Raw genomic sequence first — 17,995 nt, 5'->3', positions numbered from 1 at the left:
ATTCAATTCCTTGACTATAGTGGGTGATTTTAAGAAAGCTTCGTCGTCACGAGTTTGCCACCTGCGCGTTGACCGGGAGAACTTAATAAGTTCTCGTAAAGGCTCAGATTGTCAGCTGTAATTTTTTCCCAGCTATAGTTAACTTGCACGTTTCGTTGAGCATTCTCAGCCATCTGTTTCATTTCTTGGGGATGCTGAATTGCCCAATCCATTTGTTGTACTAAAGAGTCAATATTACCGGCGCGGAACATTACCCCTCTATTAGTACTGACCAATTGTTGATGTGGAGGAATATCGCTAGCAAGAACTGGGATTGCTTGTGACATAGCCTCTAACATCGCTAAAGGTAGACCTTCTAGGTCGGATGGTAAGGCAAATAAACCAGATCCACGGACGATTTCCCACAGACGCGCGCCTCTTAATTCACCAGCAAAGATGATATCGGGGTCATCTGCTACTTGCTGCAACATTTGGGCGGTAAATTCTTTGGTATCGCTGACTCCTCCAGCTAATACCAGTTTCCAGCCTGCAGGCTTGAGTTTTTTGAATGCTTCAATTAGTAAGTCGGGGCATTTTTCTGGAACTAGTCTGCCCAAGAATAAAACATAGCGCCCTGCGGTTAAGCCTAAAGACTTGCCATAAGCAAAGGTAGGATCGGATGCGCCGTAAGTTGCTGCGGCGTTGGGAATATATACAGATTGCTTACCGTAGGTTTGGCGGAAGTAAGAACGTAATTCTTCGGAAACGACAATCAGTCCATCAGCAAAACGGACAGCAGCTTTCTCTCCTTGCAGAATTAAGTTGCTAGATAACTTGCCCCATTTATTGCGTTGCCAATCTAATCCCTGACAGGTAACGACAACTTTAGTAGATAAGGAAAGCTTTGGTATCCAAGTAAATAAAGATGGGCCTAACGCATGAAAATGTACGATGTCATAGCGGTTGCCAACAGACATCATGGCTCCCAACATGGAACTAAAGAAAGCATCTAACCCTTTACCGCTTGGACAAGGTAATGAAATTACGCGCACGCCCTCATAGTCGTATTCTGAGAAGGGAGATGAATCTGTAGTTGAGGAACGAGCAAACAAATCAACAGAATGACCCTTGGCAACTATGCGTGGATATACTTCTGCGCAGTAATGTTCAATACCACCTTGTTTGGGAGGAAGACCTTTTGCACCTATGACAGCTATTTTCATGGTTTTTACTGAATTGAATGATGGATTGTTAAGCAAGAATAATGAAGCGGGTCATCTGGCAAATGCAGAGATTTGTTAGCATTTTTACCAGTTGGCGATCGCGCTTTTGGATCTTTTTTACAAATTGGGATGCTGGGCGTCTGAACTTGCCTGAATCATGCCACTTACTTATTTAAGTTGCAGAGGAATCATCTTCGGATCACAAGAAGCACCTATATCCTCAATTGATGACTTAATCCTGGATTGACAAACTTGGTAAATGCACTCAGATAAACCCACTTCGCCTCCTGAAATTGCCGACACTTTATTAATAGGGGTTACAAGACTGTGTTGTTGCCAATGGTAAGAGTAATGCTGAATACAAAAAATACGGGAACCAACATAAATCTCACCAGATGTTTTAGCATTAAGTTAAATAAAGGTTAACGAATGCTGGCTATTAGGTTAAATCTTGCTTAACCTCAGTATATCGGATCTACGGATAATTATTTGAAGTAAATGTTAAATGAACACTGTATGATTGCAAAATTTCCGTGAAGCCCAGTAATAGAAAAAAAATGGACAGTATAAACCCTAATTTGGCAATAGGTTATATTAATTTTCTGTAAAGAATTACGCTTAATTACAAGAGCGGACTTTATCTCTACTTCATCAAGAACGCGGTCAACATCAAATTTTGGACAGATGAAGATTCTAAGTTACCAGAAATTCTCCTTTATCGGTTTGTTATCCATAAAATCTCTAGATCGGTTTTTGTCATGTTTTGACAACTTGCTGCTAATTTTCATCAACTAGGGTAAATAAGGATATAGGCAGTGAAAGTAGCTGATGAGTAATTGCCAAAATTATATTGATATGCTATTAGTGCAGTGTAGGAGAATTTACTGAGCAAACAAAAACGCATCAAAAAAGTTGTTTAATTTCAAAGTATTTTGGAATTTCAATTCTGGGCTTTCACTGGATCTCAAAGGATAGGAGTAAATCGATTTCATCTATCTAGAGTGTGAAAGCAGTAGAAAAGAAACCGATAAAATTAACGACATAGTAATTTTGCGTAGTTAGCCAGTAACTTACCGAAATCAGCACATATACAGATATAGCGATCGCTCATTGAATTTTTTGTTTTTGGGTGCGCAAACAAGTAAGAACAATGGTTATACATAATTTTTCTGTAAAAACTTTTCAAAGATTCTTGATTTAGAGTTGAGAATAGGCGGCAATTCAAGTAAAACTGCTAACAGAGTCCTCATTGCAGTCTATTTACGGTGACTTGCACGGGTAAGCAATAACACATATACAAAACAGAGTAAATTCAGGGGAATTTAATAAGGAGCAGATGAAATAATGGCAGCACTTCAGATTGTTCAAAAGCTTAACTACTACCTAGATCAAAACAATATTCGCTACTGTCATTGGAAAAGTAACGAGCATGTTGATGCAGCTGTAGAAGGTAAAACAGATTTAGATGTTTTAGTAGATGAAAACGAGAAAGACAATTTACAGAGAGTATTAAATGAAGTTGGTTTCAAGTATTTTGAGGCAATTCCTTGCCGGAGATATAGAGATATTGATGATTATTTAGCGCTGGATGAAGAGACAGGAATCTTGGTACACCTGCATCTTCACTATCGTTTAGAGTTGGGAGAGAAATATCTTAAAGGTTACCGTCTGCCTTGGGAAGAATTATTATTATCCACAAGAATTTATAGCGAAGAATATCAGATTTATATTGCCGAGCCGAATATTGAAACAATTTTATTGGTGGTACGAGCAGCGCTGAAGGTGAGAACTCGCGATCGCCTCAACAATCTCCTGGGTAAAGACTATTTTAAAGGCGATTTTATCCGGGAATTTCGCTGGCTCAAAGAAAGACTCGATCGCCAAAAGGTACAAGAACTAAGCGAGCAGCTTTTAGGTAGCAAGGCGACTAAGTTAGTTTTAGATGTCATTGATAGCGAATCCAACCTCAAGCAATTATTAAAATCCGGGAATGCGATTCAAGTCGCTTTAAAGCAAAATCGGCGCTATCACCCATTAGTTTCTAAGGTTTTGCGCTGGAAACTAGAAATTCAGTATCTCTTCTTCAAGAGTTTGAGAAAGTTTTTCCAAGCTCCAGTCGCAGCCCACAGAACACCCACCACTGGTGGTTTAATGATTGCGGTTTTAGGTGCAGATGGCTCTGGTAAATCTACTGTCACCAAAGAAATTAGAAAATGTTTCTCTCATAAACTTGATGTCCAGCCAGTTTATCTAGGAAGTGGCGATGGCCCTGCCTCTTGGTACCGACTACCATTAGTGTTAGCCAGTAGAGCCGCTAAAATTTTACGTCCGGTGCGATCGCCAAATCAATCCCGTCAAAGACAAAGTTCTTCTGACTTGGTGGGAACTTCCCAGCCGAAATCTCCCTTAAAAAGAATTGCTAAAGCATTATGGGCGATTACTCTGGTTTATGAAAAACACCAAAAGCTGCAGCATTGTTCCGTAGCTAGACAACGGGGAATGATTGTCGTTTCCGATCGCTATCCCCAAACTCAAATTCTCGGCTTTAATGATGGCCCCCTACTCACAAATGGTAATGGTAAGTCATCCTCATACCCCGGCTTTCTCCAAGAATGGGAGTTACAAAATTACGAACAAATGGTGAATACTTTACTCCCAGATTTAGTAATTAAGTTGAACGTTACCCCAGAGATTGCTTTAGCGCGTAAATCAGATACGCCTACGGATATTGTCAAACAAAAAGTGGATGCGGTGAAGTCCTTGAAGTTTCCACCGCAAACCACAGTAGTCAACATCGATGCTACACAACCGCTTGAGCAAGTTTTATTACAGGCAAAACAGTCCGTATGGCAACATCTTTAAGTAATTTCAGTAAAACTCATCTACCACAGAGCGCAGTTAAGACTCCCATAGTCTTAGAGTTTATCGGACTGCCCGGCGCAGGTAAAACTACTGTGTTTCATCAAGTAGTTGCACAATTGAAACAGCAAGGCGTATCTGTAGCTGCTGGAGACGAAATTCTCCGCAATTGGAAGCGACAACCAATTTGGCAAAGGTTGTGGAAACTCATTCCCCAAAACCAAAATCAATGGCAGATTTTGCGCAAATCTCTGTCACTAGCGACGCAAGTCAAACCAACTAACTGGCTAAGTTTTTCTAAAGCGATCAAAACTTATGCAAATTTGAAACGCATTGATGCGATCGCGCAAACTCACAACGAGCAACTGCTCCTACTCGATCAGGGATTGTTACAAGAAATTTGGTCAATTGGTATTACAGGTACTACTCCGGCTCTAGCAGATATCAAAGAGGAATTAACACTAATTTTCTCCCAAAGATCAATTGCGATCGTTGATTTCCAAATCAATATCGAAACCGCAATTCACAGAATTAAAAATCGTCCCACCGAAGAAAGCCGATTTGACCTCATGTCCCAAGAAGCAGCACAGCTATTGCTTTCTCAATATGCTCCCTATCTTCAGGACATTATCAACTGCGCTCAAACATTTGATATTCCCGTTTTGGAAATTGATAGTACGCTGTCAGTAGATGAAAAAACACAACAGATTGTGTCTTGGATCGATAACAGCTTAATCAAGCATCCTGAACCGGCGAGGTTGTGATTTCTGATAACTTAAGCAAAAATAGCCTCTATCTTAGCTTTGTCGCCCGCCTTGGAATTAATTCCAAGACTAAGGCATCAAGTAAAAATAAGTAGTGCGAGCATCTTGCTCGCGCGGGCAAGATGCCCGCACTACAAATATTAAATTGTTCAACTTATTTTTACTCGACTCCTAATAGCCCAATTAGGGGCGAATTAAGCGAGATATTCGTGAATTATTGGAGCATATCTGTGAACCCGCCCCTACTGAAGTAGACTCAAGATTGTGAGGACATTTAGTCATCTTGAGATGACTTTGGCTATTAGCAAGGAACTGAAGTTCCTTGCGGTAGTTGACACCAATGGGCACTGCCATGCCCTCCATAATATATTGATGTACCGCAAACACTATTTAAAAGCTATAAGTACAGCAGATTGGCCGTTGCTGAGGTAAAGATTATCGTTGATTGTAGGGGCACTGGCACTGCCATGCCCCAAAGGGCGTATCTCATTTACCTGAAATATGCTGTACATTATTAATAATTACAAATTAAGATTACTATTTTTAAATTATTTACTTAGGGGAAACATTTTGATATATATTACTTTCTTAAAAGTAAATAACATTAAATAGAAATTCAGATTTAATTTTGGGCATAATTTCATAGTTTGGGCAATAAAATCTAGGCTGATCACAGATTGCTGTCACTCTAGTAACTAGGTAAGCCTTGAAATAATATTCCCTTAATTACAGTTGTGGCAAAAATTAAATAGGAATTTTTTATTTACACAAGTTGATAAATTTGTAGATTTGGTTGTCTCAAGTATGAGTCAGCCAAAAATCTAGATTACAAGCATTTTGTCAGCAAAATACCCATCTTTGTTTTCATTAATCTTAGTCAAGCAGAATTTTTTCTTCTTGGCTACCTAACTCATTAAGGCATCAAGTAAAAATAAGTAGTGCGAGCATCTTGCTCGCGCGGGCAAGATGCTCGCACTACAAATATTAAATTGTTCAACTTATTTTTACACGACTCCTAAGTGCAGGAATTATCAGAAATTTCTGTACTAATTATGCTTTTTGTATATGCATATAAAGTAACTAATTTTATAAATTTATGATGAAATATCCATAAATTTTCTTCTTAGTTAATGTAGTGTTCCATACAGTCGGTCTAATATTTGTACTGGTTATATCGGCAAACAAGAGTTTTGGCTCGATATATAACCATAAATCCCACTGAGCTTAAAAAAATAGATCGAAATCGCCAAAATTAGGAAATAAGATATATGGCAACTCAAACTAGTCCATCGGTTTTAAAACTGGTAAAAGTAACCGAAACTTCTAAATTTTCACCAGCTAGTCCAGACCCTTCAGGTCTTGCTTATCTTCAGCATTTGGATGCACTGGTGGTTGGTGATGGTGAAATCGAGGAGAACGATAGATTATATAAAGGCAAAAACCTGTTTCAAGTAAGTCTTACAGGTTCCTTACAGAATACTTTCACCACCGAAGACTTTTCTGATGAACCGACAGGGATAGCCTATAACCCAGCCAATCGGTTTCTTTATATCTCTGATGATGACAAGCGGAAAATTTTCCAACTCAATCCTGGAGGGGATGGACGATACAACACAAAAGATGATGTAGTTACCTCATTTAATACTACCGCCTTTGGTAGCGGCGATCCGGAGGATGTCACCTATTCACCCATAACAGGTAATTTATTTATTGTTGATGGGGTGAAGGCGCAAGTCTATGAAGTAACGACGAAAGGCGCTTTAGTTAGTCAATTTGATACTGAGAGATTGGGACTGAAAGATCCAGAAGGTATTTTTATCGATCCTGGTACCGGTCACTTGTTTATGGTTGGGTTCCCAGCTAACCGGGTGTTTGAACTAACAACTAAGGGTGAACTAGTTCGGACTTACGATATTTCAGCAGCCAAAGCCATCAAGCCTGCTGGGATCACGATCGCACCTACTAGTAACGATCGCACTAAGCAAAGTCTCTACATTGTCGATCGCGGTATTGATAACGATGGAAATTCTCGACAAAATGACGGTCGCATCTACGAATTTGCTCTAGGGACATCCGGTGGTGGTGGTGGTGGTAGTCCTACCAATCAAGCACCATCTGTAAATGCAGGTGAAGATTTAGTGATTTTTAAGCAGGCTAGTTTGGATGGTACTGTCATTGATGATGGCTTACCTAATCCACCTGGTTCCTTAACTACTACTTGGAGTAAAGTTAGCGGCCCTGGTAATGTGTCTTTTGCTAATGCAGGTAAAGAAGATACCACTGCTACCTTCTCGGCTCCTGGCTCTTATGTACTACAGCTACAAGCCAGCGATAGTAAATTAACCAGTAGCGATCGCGTATCTGTATTAGTATTAAATCCACAAACAACCTCATTTTTCAGCTTGAGTGGTAGCGGTACGGTTGGCGGAGTGGCTTACAGTGATGAAGACATTTTGGCCTATGATCGGTCTAATCGTAGTTGGTCAATGTATTTTGATGGCTCTGATGTGGGTTTATCCAGTCGCAATATCCGCGATTTCCACATCAATCAAGATGGCTCGATTTTGTTTAGTTTGAACAGTTCTCTCACCCTTGATGGTGTAGGTAGAGTTGAGAAACAAGATATTGTCAAGTTCACTCCCACTTCTACAGGAAATAACACAGCCGGTAGCTTCTCCTTATACTTTGATGGCTCAGATGTTGGCTTAACTAAGAGTGATGAGGCGATTGATGGCATTGCCTTTACAAAAGATGGCAAGTTAGTTATCAGTACCACGGGTAAATATGATGTTCCTAGTGCTTCAGGTAATATCACAGGTAATGATAAAGACCTGCTTGCCTTTAATGCCACTAGCTTAGGAGTAAATACAGCAGGGACATGGACTTTATTTTTCCAAGGTTCTGATGTTGGGTTAACAGAAAGTAGCGAAGATATAAATGGTGTTTGGATTGACAGCAATAACAAGCTGTATTTAACTACTAAGGGCGCATTCCAAGTACCTGGTGTTACAGGTAATGGTGCGGATATTGTGACTTTCACGCCTACTAGTCTCGGTGCGACTACAGCCGGGAACTATGCTTCATATTTGGATGGATCTGATATTGGGCTGGCTGGTGTTGTCGTAGATGGTTTTACTCAAGTAGCTTAAAATCACACACAAGCCCAGAATATAAGTCTGTTGACTGTTGACTGTTGACTGGGGTTGTAGTTGATTTTCTGCGGAGATACTTTTGGTTATTCAAGGGTTTTATCAGAAATTCCTAGCAAAAAGCGTTAATTTCACTCTGAGCGAGAAAATATTACCCTTGACTGACCAATAGTCTTTATTGATACAATTTAATTCCCACATTCACCAGAGCGATCGCTTGTTTGTCTAATCAAAAGTCTCTCAAGCTCCTCTGAACATCTATATATAGTACTCCTAAATGATTTGTGAAAAATTGTCAGTAGTCTAGGATGGGCAATGCCCACCGAAACCCGGATATGTTAGGCATTGCCCACCCTACAAGATGAAATTATGTGCAGTTGCGTAAGTCCTATATGTGAAGAATTCATAATTTTTTTATCACTGCATTATGAATTTTTAGATTGCATAATTAGATTGAATAAATATTTCATATCTCTAGAAGTTTACGAAAAAGCGTTGCATAAATCTTCTATACACATCATTAAAAATGAAGGCAGATTTCTGACTATAGGTTGATTGAGAATTAAGATATTTATTGTAAACTAACTAGGCTAAATAAAATAGAATAAATTTACTAATAACAATTAATTTTTCTCAAAATAGTCTATTTCATGTTAATGAACTACAAGCAGAGAATTTCCTCAAGTAATGACGCTCATGTGTAGTCTGTACAAGCAATTAAGTCATTCTAAAAAATAGACTATAGAGCCAAATTATGCTGTAATTTGCCAATATATGGCATCCGCATTTTGATAACGAATTTAAATATTAATTTAAAGATAATTGTCAACCTTAGCAGACAAGTTTGAACAGAGAGATCCGTAAAATTACTAACTTGTCATCAATTTTATATATTCATTATTTTTCATGACTTTGGTTTATGAAATTACGATGAATTATCTATGAAATTCCTGAATCAGGATTTATCAGGTTTTACAATTCAGTTAGTGTACTTAATTGTTTTACCGGACACTAACACTTTTTGCGTAAAACATAGCCGCAAAAACACCTAGTTTCAACGATTCAACTACTAAAGAATAATGACAACTTCTCAGCTTTCGCTCATCCGGATTGTTAAAACCTCTGAATTTGGGCCACCTAGTCCCGATCCCTCAGGGATTGTTTACATTAGCCATTTGGGTTCATTGTTGATGGTGGATGGTGAAGTAGATGAAATGCCTACCTACTTCACCGGTAGGAACATCTTTCAATCCAGCCTAACGGGTACTTATCAGCAGAGCTTCTCAACTATCACTTATTCCAACGAGCCAACAGGGATCGCCTACAATCCAGCAAATCGCTTCCTCTATATTACAGATGATAATAAGCGTCTAGTTTATCAAATAGATCCTGGCGCAGATGGTAACTATAACACTGCAGATGATAGAGTTACCTCTTTTAGTACTGCATCTTGGGGTACTGCAACAGATAATAGTGACGACCACGATCCAGAAGATATAGCATATTCAGCGAAGACAAATACTTTGTTTGTCGTTGATGGATTTGGTTCCCAAGTTTATGAAGTCACTACCAATGGGACTTTACTCAATACTTTCGATACTGAAAGAATTGGACTTCACGATCCAGAAGGGATTGCGATCGATCCTAGTAGTGGTAACTTATTCATGGTGGGATACCTATCCAAAACTTCGCCAGCTACCCCTGCATTATTTGAATTGACTACTAAAGGTGAATTTATTCGCCAATATGATATTTCTGCTGCTTTCCCAGATAAGCCAGCAGGTATTACCATTGCGCCGAGCAGTACAGATCCAACGAAACTCAGTCTATATATTGTCGATCGCGGCGTTGATAATGATGTCGATCCCAACGAAAATGACGGACGATTCTACGAATTTGCTTTAGGTAGAGATGTTCCTAACCAAGCACCAGCAGTAGATGCAGGACAAAATCAAGTAGTTTTGTACGGCACAAACCTCAGAGGTTCTGTGGTTGATGACAGTTTACCGTTGGGAAGAACTGTAACTAGTCAATGGAATGTAATTAGCGGATCTGGCAGTGTTAATTTTACCAATGTCTCTAACACAGAGACTGCTGTAACCTTTACGGCTCCGGGAGCGTACACCCTAGAGTTAACTGCGAGTGATAGCCAATTAACTGGAAGTAGTCGCACAAATATCCAAGTCTTAAATCCCCAATCCACCCTCTTTCTCAAGCTTGCTGGTAGCGGTACTGTTGGTGGTGTAGCTTTTAATCGGCAGGACATCTTGGCATACGATACCTCTAACAATAAGTGGTATATGTATTTTGATGGCTCTGATGTTTTAGGTGCTGGCAATACAAACATCAACTTACGCGATTTTCACATCAATAAAGATGGCTCGATTTTATTTACTGTGAATAACCCGACTGTCTTACCTGGTGAGATTGCAGTAGATGATTCGGATGTAATTAAGTTTACGCCTACTACCACAGGTGACTTTACCAGTGGGAAATTTGAAATGTATTTTGATGGTTCTGATGTTGGATTTGAAACTGACTCTCATGAGTTGGACGCGATCGCCCTTGATAAAAATGGTAATTTGATCGTTAGTATGAGAGGTTCTGCTAAGATCGCCGGAATTACCGAAACAGTAGCCGATGAAGACCTAATTAGATTCAATGCTACGAGTTTAGGAGCTACTACCACTGGTACTTGGGAAATGGTCTTTGATGGATCTGATGTAAATTTAACTGAATCTACAGAAGATGTGAATGGTGTTTGGTTCGACGCTAATAACAATATTTTCTTGACTATTGAAGGAGCTTATAGCGTTCCTGGCCTGAATGGTACTACTATTAGCGGCACTGGTAATAGCATCGTTCAATTTACCCCCACATCTCTTGGTGCTAATACGGTTGGTACTTTCACATCATTCTGGGATGGATTAGTTAATGGACTACCTGCGGGGGTTAATGTTGAGGGTATTAGTATTGCTCCACCTTCAGTTTAGTAACTCAATCAAAAAAATATTTTATTTGCATCTACCCAGCCTTAAAAGAATTCAAAATGTAGAATTCCTTATCTAATTAGTTTAGTTTTGTGCTTTAACTGTTGGATAAGTAAGAAAAAATATCGAGACTGCAATTGAGGCTAAAATCTAGTAATTTACCAGCCAAATTTCTGCTATCATAAATTAATCAAGCATTAAGTAACTGAATACCCAATACTGCAAATAGATATAGTTTGAAGTGATAATTATGGAAAAAATAGAGCTTCTATCACTATTGATTTTATTTAAATTTATTGGTTTTGAATAAACTGTGAAAATGGCAAGTTTCGCTTTTCTCAATATTTAAAATATACAGTTATATTAAATTTGCGTTGAATATTTTTCAAATACAAATATTTTTTTAATTTAAGATATGTTTACCTCATATCTTAGGGAAATTTTTTCCAATATTTAAAATATATACTTTTTTAATTTTTTTGAGAGCAACATATATTTGAATATTTGTTTAATGTAAAAAACACACGTTTCTCTGCAAAAACCGTAATTTTCAGATACTGGTGTCGCAATTTCCTGACTGTGAAAGCTTTGTTTTATTTAAAATAAATTCTTTGAAAACAGTATAGATATATACTATTCAATCATCTTTAAGAAAATTTTTTATTTATCTCAATAGTTTATTAAAATTACATGTTTTTTCTAAAAGTACGGTGTTAAAGTTTGGAAGGTATGAACATCTATACATTAGGTAAAATATGCTACAGATAAAAAGTAGTCTCAAGCAGTCTGTCAAAAGCCTGGTGCTTTCTTACGAGCAATTTACAAATTCTAGATTTTATAAATTACGAGAAGAAACAAATGGCATGTTACTGCCTATTGTTTATCGAAAAATGTACGATCTTTGTTCCCAGTTACCCGACCTTGATATTATCGAAGTTGGCGGAGCCACAGGTACAGGAAGCGTTGCACTCGCTTGGGCATTGAAAGATCGGCAAAAACAATCTAAATTAATTGTAGTGGAAAAATGCGAAGGCGGTACCCGTGTAGATGTGGGCGGATACGCTGAAAATTTGCAACTAATTAACAGTCATTTTAGCAAATTTGGCGTGAGCGAGCAAATACGTTTGTTTCCCAAAGAACTCACATTTGACAATGGTAATGAAGCCATTTCTTTGATTCAAACTCCTCAATTAGCAGCCTTTGTTCACGATGCAGATGGACGCATTGATCGAGACTTTTTCTTATTTTGGCCTCTGCTGTGCGAAGGTGGGTTAATTATTATCGATGACTATGCTAACGAAGCCAATTATCAACCTATTAGCGAGCGTCATCCTCTAGGCGGTGCAAAATTAATTCTTACCTATCGCTTACTGAATCAAATAATTGAATGGGGACTGTTTAAACCTACACATAAAATTGGCAAGACAATTTTTGGTATTAAGCCAAGTAATGCAGATTTTAGTCGCTTCAATTTAGCTACTTGCGCCAAGATTGTTGATGAAATTGAAGCTGAACGCAAAGCATATTTAGCAAGTCAAAAAATACCTGTAAGTGCAATTTAATTTTTGGCAGTGCTAATAAATTAGCAGACAGAAAACATCAAGCACAGTTACCAGCCAATTTGTCTAAATTCATAGCATTAAGTGCCAAGTTTTCCTGATTTAATTAGTTATTCATAGGTCAATGTATACCAGGATTCGGTAGATAAACAGGGCGCATCCCACCGGATAAACACAAAAGACATAAAGGTAAGAGAATTGAAACGGGTTTTTGCATCAGTCTTACCTATTTCTGCAAAATTACGATTCTCACCATATACAGAACTTAGTACAACATTTCATAAATTCGTAGCTCATTCTTTGCGTACCTCTGCGCTTACCTTCCCAAACCTTTGCGTTTAAATTTCAACCCTCATCACCAGCCAACAAATCTGATAACTATATTTCTTTTAATGTTAGATGCATTTAATGGTAGATGCACCTGTGGAATTGATGAAATGTTAGTTAGTAAGATGCTTAAATCAGCTTGACAGTAACGCTGTTCAATTGAATTAAGCTAGGAGATCCTTCAACTTTTTGTAAAATACCTCGGTGTTCTACAGTTCCTCCTTGAACTGTGATTTTGCCACTTTCTTGAGATTGGAATACATCGGTTGTAGGATTAGTTGATTTAAATGTGCAACGGTTAAGTTTAGCATCAGCTTTTTCTGTGACGTAAACTTGAGCTTGACAACTTCTACCACCACGACAACGAGGTTCTATACCTACACAATCTTGCACATTTGCTGTTGACCAAAATCTGTAGTTACGCTTGTTGTCTGCTGCTTGTGTGCGCACTAACACAGAGTTGCTGGCTTTAATATCATAACCTGCATCAGTATGGCCAGAAGCACTAGTATCTTCAAAGTAAATATCTGAGACATGTTCTTCAGCAACAAAGCCATCTCCATTCCAGTAATCACTGGGTTTACGAGTTTGATGACAGTTATTCATGGTGGTTTTGATTAGCTTAACGTGATGCACATCGCCTTGCAGGTGGACACCCATACAGAAGTTATCACCATCTTGGCGTTGAGAATCTGCAAAGACTTCTTGAATGAGAATGTCATGAGCATCAGGTGAGTTGTTGGCTTTTTCATCTGGTTTACCGAAACGGATAGCACCTTTAGAAAAGCCTTGAATTTCAGAATTTCTAATCACAACGTTGGCTACTTCCCAAGCACTGGATGCACTGGTTGATTCTGGCTTATGTTCAACAAATCTTTGCACGTTAGTAGCTTTGGTTTTTTCGATAGTTACGTTACCTTTGCTACCAGCAAATACAAAGCAACCATTACCGATATTCATGCAATGAATGTTACGGAAAGTCAGGTAACTAGCGCCGGGAAGCAGTTTAAACAGGTTGTCTCCGCTTTTTCCTATTGAAGGTGGTTGATAAGGACTGGTGCGACTACCCATAATTACAGGCATAGTTGTTTCTTGTCCCGATGCATCTGTACCTCTGATGGTTACAGGTTTTCCGGGTGCGCCGCCGCTAGCAATTGTCATGCTTTTGGGCTGGTTGTAGGTGCCATTGAGCAGTCTGATTTCACCGCCTGGCCCTACTTTGGTGATAAATGTCGGTAAATCTTTGAGTAATCCTGCATTGCTGGCGCTGCTACCATTACGGCTACCAGCACCTGTGGGTGAAATATACATAATCTGCGTTGGCGCAGTGGATTGTGCTTCGGCTGCACTATGACAGCTTCCCAAAAAGCAACCACCAGAAAATTTCAAGAGGAATTGAGTCAAAAGTAACGCCAACAAGAAACCGACAATAGAGAACACAAACATCAGTCCAGCTGTACCAAACTGTCGTCGCAAATTGCGCGAGAAAGTACTGATGGGACTCATCAGTGCAAAATATTTTTTCATGAAATCGCACTCAACTAAATTGACTAGCCGAAAATAAGGAAAATACTTGTACCACTACTCCAAAAAATGGCTACAGGTCGATTTTATTGCTTCCCTGTGTGATTTGTAGCCATATCGAAGGCACCCAGTATTACTACGTAATGGCGTTTGGTATTTGAAGTTATTGATAACATTAAATTCATCAATTAGTCAAATTTTTTGCAAAATCAACACACACTTTGCGATCTAAAACCGCTATAATTCGTCACCCAATCTCTTGGTAGGAGGAGGCGATTGCTAATTCTGCATGTTGTGTGAGTGTCTCTTGATCGAGAGTGCGCACAATGTATTGCGGAGTTACAGCCAACAGCTTTTCGATCCGCTGTTGCGCTGCTGCGACAACTGAGTCATTTAAGCTACCGTTAGCTAAAGAATCACCAAAATCTTGGGCGATATGATAGGTGCGTTCTAAGGAAGATGAATTTATGTTACGAGAAATAATGAACAAATCGCAACCAGCATTAATTGCTTGTGCTATGGTACCTTTTGTGGTAAATCGGTCAGCAATGGCTTTCATATCTAAGTCATCGGAGACAATTACCCCAGAAAAACCTAATTCTTCCCGGAGAATGTTGGTGAGAATAGTTCGGGAAAGAGTAGCGGGAACATCAGGATCGATTTTGGGAAACAGAATATGAGCAGTCATAATCAAGGGAATCTGTTCAGCGATCAGAGCGTTGAAAGGTATTAATTCGCGATCGCGCAGATCTTCCTTGGTAAGATCCAGTATGGGAAGTTCTAAATGGGAGTCTTGACTAGTATCACCATGACCGGGAAAATGTTTTGCACAGGCGAGAATTCCTGACTCTTGCAGCCCTAAATAATATTCTCGCGCCCATTTAGCAGCCGTTTCTGCTGTTGTGCCAAAAGCGCGAGAACCAATCACGGGATTTTCGGGATGAGAATAAATATCTGCAACCGGTGCCCAAGAGAGATTTATCCCTAAAGATTGTAGTTCTACAGCTGTGGCTTGAGCTACTTGACGCGATCGCGATTGCAATGACAATGCATAAGGAAAGCGCGTAATTGGTACAGGTGTACGCACAACTCGACCACCTTCATGATCTAAGCTAAAAAACATCGAATCGCGTTCAGCGTATTCGCGAATCTGATCGATCAATTCCCTAAAAGTTTGCAACCAAATTTCATAGGTAGCATCATCTAAGAAATTTTTAGCAAAAAATATTACGCCAACAGGTTGCAATTCACTGAGTGCGCGTTTGTCTTCGTCGCTTAATTGAGTTCCAGAAATGCCGAGAATTAAATGATTTCCAAATTTTTGGAGATGCTGCGCTACTGACATAATGTTTTACCTGTGGTTGTGAAATTAACAACATTACAGCAGAATTCATCAGTTAAACAGGCGATACAGTTTTTCTTGGTTCTAAATGCAGAAATTCGGACAGAATCTAGGTTTTTAGCTGTGAATCTGTTGCCGAATTTGACATGGGTATTTGGTATTTGACTTAGGTTTGCAACTTAAATTGCGTAGTTGATCAACTGCAAATCTGCTGTATGTTCTTATATCAAATGTATGGTAATTGCTAGTAGCTATTTATGCAATCAGTCATCAGTTATGAGGATTGTTCAAAAGGCAGTCTTGACGAAGAAATTTGCATTGCCATGTATGAAAGGGAAGGAGACAAGGGAAGGGAGACAAGGGAGAAAAAATTTTCTCAGTCAACAGTCAACAGTCAACAGTCAACAGTCAACAGTCAACAGTCAACAGTCAACAGTCAACAGTCAACAGTCAACAGTCAACCGTCAACCGTCAACAATCAACAGTTGGCTCAAAACTCTGGAATAAAAGCCAGTTGTTTGACAGGCTTGGGTTTCATGCTGTTGAAGGTGGTTAAGGTGGAAGGTTTTAAAGTAATTTTCGGTTCGCTGTTTTGCAAAATTACAGCTTTATATGGTACTACTCCAGCCATTTCACTACCGAGACAACGGGCAGCAGCTTGTGATAAATCTAGGCTTCTGGGTGGGATATAGGGGCCGCGATCGTTGACGCGCACAATTACTGATTGGTTATTTTGTAAATTTGTTACCTGCAAATAAGTATTAAAAGGCAGGGATTTGTGAGCTACAGTCAATTCATTTTTGTTATATATCTCGCCATTGGCTGTTAAACGTCCATGAAAATAGCCGCCATACCAAGAAGCCAAACCAGATAGTTTGGTGGAAGTTGGCGTGACACCATACATTTGTTTTTGTCCCTCCACCAGTGTCAGTGTAGAGGCTTTGAAAGCAGAACGCAGATTGTTAATCCATTCAATTGCTAATAAATCTGCATTCTGTTGGAATTGACGAGCAATTGAGTTTTCAATCCGCCATAAAAAGCGATTACCTGCCATTAAAGCAGGTAATCCATCAACTAAAGCAGGTCTGAGTTGATTAGCATCAAAATTTGTTGATTTAGCTAGCTTTGTCAATCGTTTTTGCAGAGATTTAGCTGCGGGTTCCGTGGGTAAAGTCGCCACGAGATGCTGATTTAGCCAAACTTCATAGTTATTTGGCTGTCGCTGCACAATCAAGACTGGTAGGGATGCAGACATGAAATTCTGTTCTACAGGATGTGCAAAGCGAAAGAAATCTTGGAGCGATCGCAAAAATTTATGGGGGAATAAATCTCGCTGTTCTGGATTCGCGTTAATGATGCTTCCCGAAAGAGAAAGACTAGCAGCACCAATACCAGATTGTTTAGCTACCAAATCTTCCCCAAAAGTGCAAAATTGGTTTTGGCTATTTTTAACCGCTCTTGCTTGTGAATTAAGCGGTTTATTCAAATTCCTTTTGGGTTTATTATTGCCCCAATCTATTTTTAAGAATCTTGATGGTAGTAATGTTGTACTCCACACTTTCATCGGTTGTTTAGGTCGCACAAACAATGGCCGATGTTTATTAACTAATTTCCCTATCTGTGTAGAAACTTTTGCAGGCCATACAGGCAATACATTTGCTGCCTTACTTGGTAGTAAGTTTTCGCTAGATGATAAAAAAGAACCAATCCAAGAGGTAATGCAAAGAAATTCAAACAATATCATGTCAGTTTAATGTCCAAGTCACTGCACAACTCATCTAGTGCAACCCTGGTTTTGGTAAACAACATTTTTGGCAATTAAATGCCAATTTTATTCTTGGAATGTAGAAAATTCCTCGCACTAAATTGACTGCAGGGTGAGCGATCCCCAGCAGGGATCATCATATCTTGTTGTCAGGAAATACACAAATAAAACTTTTAGATACTGTTTGCAAATATTCCCAGCTTTTAAATTTAAATTTTTTATAATTCCCATTCTTTGTATCTACAAAGGCAGATATAAAGAAAGCATATTTATTTAATTAGCAAGGATAAAATTACTGATTTTTGAATTACCCACGTATTAATTATTACAAAACATATTTATTTATCAAGGTAAAATCTGCCATCAGGTTTGTAATCATATCAATTCTCTATAAACTTGTTAGCCTAGAGAATTGCGATCGCTTTGTCAGTTTCTCCCTCATCTGCCATCAAAAGTATATGGGCACGGATAATGCTTCTGGCTTGACTTTTGTTGGCAATAAAAAAGAGGGGTA

General features: G+C 38.9%; 11 protein-coding genes. 7 read left to right on the top strand and 4 right to left on the bottom strand.

Annotated elements, in window-relative coordinates; translation table 11 throughout:
• Window positions 1-29: 29 nt before the first annotated feature.
• Window positions 30-1,202 (bottom strand): glycosyltransferase family 4 protein, encoded by a 1,173-nt coding sequence (locus H6G08_RS01500; RefSeq protein WP_190538532.1) that lies wholly within the window; start codon window positions 1,200-1,202, stop codon window positions 30-32.
• 1,344 nt (window positions 1,203-2,546) lie between these two features.
• Here H6G08_RS01500 and H6G08_RS01495 point away from each other — a divergent pair.
• From H6G08_RS01495 to H6G08_RS01475, 5 genes are all read left to right on the top strand, one after another.
• Window positions 2,547-4,064, top strand: coding sequence for a nucleoside/nucleotide kinase family protein (locus H6G08_RS01495; protein WP_190538531.1), 1,518 nt, complete (start codon window positions 2,547-2,549; stop codon window positions 4,062-4,064).
• A complete protein-coding gene (locus tag H6G08_RS01490) occupies window positions 4,049-4,825 on the top strand; it encodes an AAA family ATPase (RefSeq protein WP_190538530.1) in 777 nt (258 codons plus the stop codon). The genes H6G08_RS01495 and H6G08_RS01490 overlap by 16 nt, the downstream gene beginning before the upstream one ends.
• 1,268 nt (window positions 4,826-6,093) lie before the next feature.
• Window positions 6,094-7,974, top strand: a complete 1,881-nt coding sequence (locus H6G08_RS01485) for a PKD domain-containing protein (protein ID WP_190538529.1) — start codon at window positions 6,094-6,096, stop codon at window positions 7,972-7,974.
• A 1,079-nt stretch (window positions 7,975-9,053) separates the two neighbouring features.
• Window positions 9,054-10,967, top strand: coding sequence for a PKD domain-containing protein (locus H6G08_RS01480; RefSeq protein WP_190538528.1), 1,914 nt, complete (start codon window positions 9,054-9,056; stop codon window positions 10,965-10,967).
• A gap of 752 nt (window positions 10,968-11,719) precedes the next feature.
• Entirely contained in the window at window positions 11,720-12,526 is an 807-nt protein-coding gene (locus H6G08_RS01475) for a class I SAM-dependent methyltransferase (protein WP_190538527.1), read from the top strand.
• A gap of 453 nt (window positions 12,527-12,979) precedes the next feature.
• Here the strand turns inward: H6G08_RS01475 and H6G08_RS01470 are convergent, their stop codons facing one another.
• Together H6G08_RS01470 and nagZ are read right to left on the bottom strand one after the other, a co-directional pair.
• Window positions 12,980-14,377: a hypothetical protein gene (locus H6G08_RS01470; protein WP_190538526.1), complete on the bottom strand. Its 1,398-nt coding sequence runs from the start codon at window positions 14,375-14,377 to the stop codon at window positions 12,980-12,982.
• 244 nt (window positions 14,378-14,621) lie between these two features.
• Complete coding sequence (nagZ, locus tag H6G08_RS01465) at window positions 14,622-15,719, bottom strand: beta-N-acetylhexosaminidase (RefSeq protein ID WP_190538525.1); 1,098 nt, start codon at window positions 15,717-15,719, stop codon at window positions 14,622-14,624.
• 324 nt (window positions 15,720-16,043) lie between these two features.
• Here nagZ and H6G08_RS01460 point away from each other — a divergent pair, with 324 nt between their 5' ends.
• Entirely contained in the window at window positions 16,044-16,223 is a 180-nt protein-coding gene (locus tag H6G08_RS01460) for a hypothetical protein (protein ID WP_190538524.1), read from the top strand.
• On the opposite strand, the gene H6G08_RS01455 is transcribed toward H6G08_RS01460, so the two are convergent.
• On the bottom strand, window positions 16,207-17,127 hold the full coding sequence (locus tag H6G08_RS01455) for a septal ring lytic transglycosylase RlpA family protein (RefSeq protein ID WP_242046040.1): 921 nt from the start codon (window positions 17,125-17,127) through the stop codon (window positions 16,207-16,209). The genes H6G08_RS01460 and H6G08_RS01455 overlap by 17 nt on opposite strands.
• 13 nt (window positions 17,128-17,140) lie before the next feature.
• Between H6G08_RS01455 and H6G08_RS37300 the strand changes: the two genes are divergently transcribed.
• Window positions 17,141-17,470, top strand: a complete 330-nt coding sequence (locus H6G08_RS37300; protein WP_242046039.1) for a hypothetical protein — start codon at window positions 17,141-17,143, stop codon at window positions 17,468-17,470.
• The last annotated feature ends 525 nt before the right edge of the window (window positions 17,471-17,995 follow it).

Origin of the sequence: Calothrix anomala FACHB-343, assembly GCF_014696435.1 — a bacterium.
In the GTDB taxonomy this organism is placed as follows: Bacteria; Cyanobacteriota; Cyanobacteriia; order Cyanobacteriales; family Nostocaceae; genus Aulosira; species Aulosira anomala_A.
The sequence above is the reverse complement of the archived record's forward strand: the minus strand, read 5'-3'. Positions and strand labels throughout refer to the sequence as shown.